This window comes from Prevotella sp. tf2-5 (assembly GCF_900115435.1).
Classification (GTDB): domain Bacteria; phylum Bacteroidota; class Bacteroidia; order Bacteroidales; family Bacteroidaceae; genus Prevotella.
In genome coordinates, this window is record NZ_FOWK01000022.1 from 1 (window position 1) to 1,800 (window position 1,800).

General features: G+C 37.0%; 2 protein-coding genes. Both read right to left on the reverse strand.

Annotated features, from left to right (window positions below; genetic code table 11):
- Positions 1 to 400 precede the first annotated feature (400 nt).
- Positions 401 to 808 (reverse strand): HEPN domain-containing protein, encoded by a 408-nt coding sequence (locus BM257_RS14460; RefSeq protein ID WP_092074131.1) that lies wholly within the window; start codon positions 806 to 808, stop codon positions 401 to 403.
- Positions 805 to 1,119 (reverse strand): nucleotidyltransferase domain-containing protein, encoded by a 315-nt coding sequence (locus BM257_RS14465; protein WP_092074133.1) that lies wholly within the window; start codon positions 1,117 to 1,119, stop codon positions 805 to 807. The genes BM257_RS14460 and BM257_RS14465 overlap by 4 nt, the downstream gene beginning before the upstream one ends.
- Positions 1,120 to 1,800 lie beyond the last annotated feature (681 nt).

Sequence of the window (1,800 nt, forward strand, 5' to 3'; positions counted from 1 at the left end):
ACGCCGATGTACAGGGCGTTTGCGGGCAGTTGGAGGTTGCTCTAACCTCCAACTAAGCTCTCACTAACCTCTAACATAGTGGGAGGTGGGTTGGACGTTAGTGGGAGGTTCAGATAACCTCCAACTGGTCTTGCACCCTTTATTTATCGAGGTTTGCGGCATTTTTAGTTGGAGGTTAGGGGTGTTATCGAAAGTTCCCAGTATCCTCCTACACATAATTTCTATAACCCTTGCCACCGTTGCCACCTTGCAAAACTATTTGATTATCAAGTGGTTGCGAGTAACAATGAGGCGGCAACGGCAGTAATATGGAGATGAATAGAAGTTATTGTTTTTTCATGATTGGAACTATTTAAGTTAATATTGTTGCTTATATACAAAAAATTTTATTGGTTTGACATTATTGTTTATTTAATAAATCTCTAATGGAATTGATGAAATCTCTTGCCTTGGGGGTATATTCATCTATCATCTCCTGATCACAATACACAAAATCATCATAATCACCGCTGTGCCGAATCTCAAATAGGCGACTGAAGGTTTTACCTTGTTCTATTGAAAGCAATCCTTTGGAAACGAAATTCATTCCTAACATAGTTTTGATTCCTGCATGTGATGATGTTACAATGCTATTAGCTACCATTAATGCTGAAGCCGCATAAAAGCAAGCATAGTATAAACGATTGACAGCAGCATTAAAATGAGATTCCTTTGCTAAAATTGAAACCTCTTTCATCGTTTCTTCTGCTCTTTCAAGACGATATTGTACCAAAGCCTGTCGGCTATTTTCATCTAAAGTCTCCTTCATAGTTTAATCCCCTCATTCATTACATTTATGTAGAAAGGTGTTTTAAAAGGTCGGTTCTCCCATTGTTTACGCAGCATTATCATTGGGCTAATAATGATTCCCGTGCGTAACTCTATATCGTATAGAGCCCCTGATAACTCAGATTCCCGATGCAAATCACGTTTCTCACCATCCAGCAAAACTAATAGATCAATGTCGCTTTCAGCACGAGCATCACCTCGAGCCTCCGAACCATATAATATTGTTGTTGCTGTTGGCTCGGTCTCCATAATCTTTTCCTTAATTTGCTTAACTATTTCAGGTCTCTGCATGTAAAACTATTGTTATTTCATTGGCAAAGATAAAAAATACTTTTGAAACTTCCAAATTATTGACGGGAAAAGTAGGCTTGTCTGATCGCTATTGATTTCAGTTTTCAGTTTTCAGTAAGCGTTTGACAGTTTGACAGTTGACAGTTAGTGAGAGTCAACTTTTCCAATGTAAGCGTCAACGTTCTTAGTAAAAGCGTCAACGATTCCCAGGGTAGGGTGTCAACTTCTTCCGTATGGTAATGCAGTCTCAGTCTCAGAATCTCAGTTTTTTAAAGCGAACGAACAGTTGAACAGTTATTCCATTTGCCAAAAATTGTTGACAACTAATTTTATTATATATATATTATATATAATATATATAATAATATAATATATAGACTTTTAGTTATATTTCTACTTTAGTAAACTGTTCGCTGTTCGTTCGTTCGCTTACTGAGATTCTGAGACTAAGATTGTTTCCCTCTTTTTCGCTAACTGTTATCTGTTATCTGTTTGAAAATCCGATCAAATGATAAACTGTCATTTGTCATTTGTCATAGATTACTGAAATCTGAAATCTGAAATCGCAAACTGTAATTTAACAGTTTAACAGTTACTATGTTTGCAGTCGGAAACACCAATAGACCAATAGGATACGATCTTTAGGTAGAGGAATATTCCGCACCGTGAGGTGCAGAGAAC